General features: G+C 38.8%; 3 protein-coding genes. All 3 read right to left on the bottom strand.

From position 1 onward, the window contains the following. Positions 1-272: 272 nt before the first annotated feature. The gene (locus Q1A47_RS20140; protein ID WP_121603758.1) at positions 273-1259 is read right to left on the bottom strand and encodes a nitronate monooxygenase family protein; all 987 of its coding nucleotides are present in this window, start codon (positions 1257-1259) and stop codon (positions 273-275) included. Positions 1260-1490: 231 nt separating this feature from the next. Beyond that, positions 1491-3011, bottom strand: coding sequence for a histidine ammonia-lyase (gene hutH, locus Q1A47_RS20135; protein WP_166530239.1), 1521 nt, complete (start codon positions 3009-3011; stop codon positions 1491-1493). A gap of 108 nt (positions 3012-3119) precedes the next feature. After that, positions 3120-3557 carry a hut operon transcriptional regulator HutP gene (hutP, locus tag Q1A47_RS20130; RefSeq protein WP_166530238.1) on the bottom strand — a complete coding sequence of 146 codons (438 nt, stop codon included), beginning with the start codon at positions 3555-3557 and terminating at the stop codon, positions 3120-3122. Between the last annotated feature and the right edge of the window lie 623 nt (positions 3558-4180).

Genomic DNA, 4180 nt, shown 5'->3' with positions numbered 1-4180 from the left:
CCTCTTGCTAAGTCTTGAACTGGCACTTTTATAGGCATTGATGAATTTCGATCATTCACTGTTGGGTTGTGCTTTGAGGAAAAAAGGAAAAAAGCCTTTGGGCTGTCGCCCAACCGAAATTCATCCTCTTACCGTTGGGCTACGCCCTTCACACGCTTGAAGATGGAGACTTCTTTCGGAAGTACGTTAAATTCCTATTTCTATTCGTTGTATAAATCCATCTGTGTCAGTGGATACTTTATATATGGAGCCCTTTTAAAACCATTTTCACATTATGTTTGTGTCATAGTATTATCCTGACTGACAATATTTCGCGTTGCTTTTGTATACGACTCCTCTAGCTCACTAACAATTCTCTCAATTGATTGAACCTTGTCAATCGCGCCAATTCCTTGACCAGAACCCCATACATCCTTCCATGCCTTTACTTCTGGATTATCCAATTTTTCAAAGTTAATTTCTTGTTTCTTTTCTAATTGATTTGGATCAAGCCCAGCTTTTACAATACTAGGAATTAAATAATTCGCGTTAACACCACTAAATGCATCTGTATAAATAATATCTTCAATCGATGATTCAACAATCATTTGCTTATATGCATCAGGTGCTCCACTTTCTTCAGAAGGTATAAATCGTGTTCCCATATAAACAAAATCAGCACCTAGAATTTCTGATGCAAGGATATCTTCTCCTTCCGACATACCACCTGCAAGTACGATAGGTCCGTCAAAAAATGAACGGACTTCATGAATAAACGGAATTGGATTTAATACTCCAGCATGGCCGCCAGCTCCACTGGCAACAAGTACCAAACCATCAGCACCTTTTTCAATCGCCTTTTTGGCAAACTTTACATTAATGACATCGGAAAAAACTACGCCACCATACTGATGGGCAATCTCGACAACTGGACTAGGATCCCCCAAAGACGTAATAACAATGGGTGGCTGGTATTTTTCAATTAATTTCAAATCTTCCGTATACCGCTTATTGGAACGATGAGTAATAAAGTTTATACCCCAAGGTGCGATTTTCCTCGTCGGTTCTTTTTCTTTGAGTACATCAATTTCCGTATTAATTTGATGCATCCAGTCTTCTAAAATATCACTAGTTCTTGCATTTAATGCTGGAAAAGTCCCAGCAATTCCAGCACGACAAGCTGCCACGACCATTTTAGGACTAGACACTAAAAACATCGGTGCCATAATGACTGGTAGACGCATTGATAATTTCATTTGTTGAATTGCTTGTTTAGACATTTCTGCAAACTCCTCTTCATTATAATTCTCTCTTTTCTGTCCACTACATCAATAATGTGAAACTCCAATCAGTTGGGGTTTTGTTTTATAGAAGTTTCTCTTGCAGAATCCCTCTACATCGACCTCTAATTGCTAAGTATATTTCCCCCAAAATGCAATCGTTTTCAATTATTCCTATTTAATTACATAAGATATAATTATTGATAATTCTAATAATTCATCCTTTGTATGTCAAGTTATATCTAGCTGGAGATCCGTTGCATAATCCCCCTTTTTAACGTTTAAAAGCGAAGCAACTTCTTCTATATCTGTTGAGAAAATCCGATCTTCACTTATCGTTGGCACGACCTTCCGATATGCTTCCCATTTTTCTTTTAGTTTACCGGCCATTTTGTCTATCCCTGTGCTTTCCACTGCTTGAAGAGCACATATGCATTCAATTGCTAACACACGTCTTGTATTATTTATGATCAGCCTAGCATGTCGAGAACCTATTGTCCCCATACTGACATGATCCTCTTGATTAGCCGATGACGGAATCGAGTCGACACTGGCTGGATGAGCTAACGTTTTATTCTCAGATACGAGCGACGCTGCAGCATATTGCATAATCATGGCCCCAGATTGTAGCCCAGGCTGAGCACTTAAAAATGCCGGTAAGTCATTCAACTGTGGATTAACCAAACGCTCTACACGTCGTTCAGAAATATTGGCAAGTTCAGCAATCGCAATTTTCAGAAAATCCATAGCTATCGCAATCGGTTGACCATGAAAATTGCCCCCTGAGATAACCAGCTTTCCCCCATCAAAAATAAGTGGATTATCTGTTGCAGCATTTGCTTCTATTTCTAATTTTTCCTTTACATAATCCAGTGCTTGCCATGTTGCCCCATGAACCTGAGGAATGCAACGCAAAGAATAAGCGTCTTGGACCCGTTTTTCTCCTTGATGAGTAATTAATTGACTGCCTTCTAACCAAGCTGTCATTCGCTTAGCCACCGCTACTTGCTGCGGATACCCTCGTACTTCATGAACAGCTGGATGAAAAGCATCGATAATCCCTTGCAATCCCTCCATCGTTAACGCAGCTATCCACTCACTGTCATAGGCTAGCTTTTCGGCTTCTATATAATTCATGACACCAACTGCTACCATCGCTTGGGTTCCATTAATTAGTGCTAGCCCCTCCTTTGCTTGTAATACAATTGGTTGAAGCTGTTTTTTAGAAAGAACCGAGGCAGCATCAACCGCTTCTCCCTTTTCATTAAAGACTTTCCCTTCACCGATCATCACTAAGGCTAAATGTGCTAATGGAGCTAAATCTCCTGATGCCCCCAGAGAACCTTGCTCAGGAATAACAGGATGTATTCGCTCATTAACTAGATCTGCTAATAGCTCAACGAGCACAGGACGTACGCCAGAGAACCCTTTTAATAGTGCGTTTAAGCGAAGGACCATCATTGCACGCGATACCTTTTCTTCAAATGGATTACCAACTCCACAGGCATGTGAACGAATTAAATATAATTGTAAATCCTCTACGTCTTTTGCCTCAATCATAACATCGCTAAACTTCCCAAAACCAGTCGTAATCCCATAAACAATTTCTTTATTGGCAACAATGTTATCCACAGCTAATCTGCTTTCTCGAACCTTCTCCATACTAGTTTTTGAAATGGTAATTTGCTCCTGTTCAATACAGATGCGTTTCAATTGATCTATGGTTAAAGAATCTCCTGATAGCTCAATCATTACGCTTCCCCCTTTTCATTAATACAATAAAAAAGAGGCGATAATGGCATACAAATAAGCCACCATCACCTCCTCATGTCTACTCACTTTAGGTAATGATTTATATAATTAAATATGATTAACACCTAGTCCGACAGCTTCATGCTCCAAGCCTTTTATTGGAGCTCCAATGGTACCGTAAAAGGCAACGGCAATCCATTCACCTTCTTCAGGATTTACATATGGGTTCCCACGAACAACAGCGAATCGTAACCCAACGGTACGCATCATTTCACCAATTGCCCACTGCCCTCTAGTAACTCCTTCTAATCCTTCTAAAATTGCATGATAAAGTGCATGTGTTTCTCGATAAACGCCTTCTTGAATTAGCTTGCTTCGTTTCACTGCCGTTTCTACTGCGGAAATCACTTTTTGCATATCCATTGATCCAACTTTTCCTTCACAAATTTGGACATCTGGAACTATCGATTGATAGGACGCTCGTTCTTGCTCATCTAGCATTGCAAGTAACGTAGCAATTTTTCCAATACGAAGTTTTTGTGTCATTGTTTCTTCTCCTAAAGGTCTCTGCTTATACAAAATGGTTTCTCAAAAGTCAGTTGCCTCCATACAACTGGAATACTCCGCTTTCGGGTAGCGGTTCAGCCTTCTTCTGAGTTGAAGACCTACTATGTAGTCCGCATAGCTCCTCTTTTTTGAAAGCCAAGTATATATCAAACGCTCTTTAAAATAATCTAATCTTAACTAATGACTAGTAACTACTTTTAGTATACGTCTTCGTAAAATTATCCGTCAATAACATTTACAAAAAATTCCGTCTATTATTATTCAAAAATCAAATATTACATAGCTATAATCATAGGGTGAAACATCAATTAGTGTGGATTTTTATCCCCATTGAAGGTTTGTACCACAAGATTATGACCTAAAGGTCTTTAAACCACTCGGACATTTACTGGCAGTGGATATCTCTATTATCCATTATTGGTTTCACTTTATTGCTTTTAGTGGAAATATCACTGCCAGTTATATACGCAATAAATCGTATTAACCTAATTCCACCCCATCTTTTGTTATTTCTTATACGGAGGATCACTATCGTTGCATTAAACAAAAACAAAAATGTCAAGTATTAATTAATTTCAAATAAATGTAATTAAAGGGAATTT

The organism is uncultured Virgibacillus sp. (assembly GCF_947495635.1).
Taxonomy (GTDB): domain Bacteria; phylum Bacillota; class Bacilli; order Bacillales; family Amphibacillaceae; genus Virgibacillus; species Virgibacillus salarius.
The sequence above is the reverse complement of the archived record's forward strand: the minus strand, read 5'-3'. Positions and strand labels throughout refer to the sequence as shown.

What these genes read in the sequence shown, in the direction of transcription:
- hutP (WP_166530238.1), bottom strand. Translation starts at nt 3,557, where the DNA reads ATGACACAAAAACTTCGTATTGGAAAAATTGCTACGTTACTTGCAATG.
- Q1A47_RS20140 (WP_121603758.1), bottom strand. Translation starts at nt 1,259, where the DNA reads ATGTCTAAACAAGCAATTCAACAAATGAAATTATCAATGCGTCTACCA.
- hutH (WP_166530239.1), bottom strand. Translation starts at nt 3,011, where the DNA reads ATGATTGAGCTATCAGGAGATTCTTTAACCATAGATCAATTGAAACGC.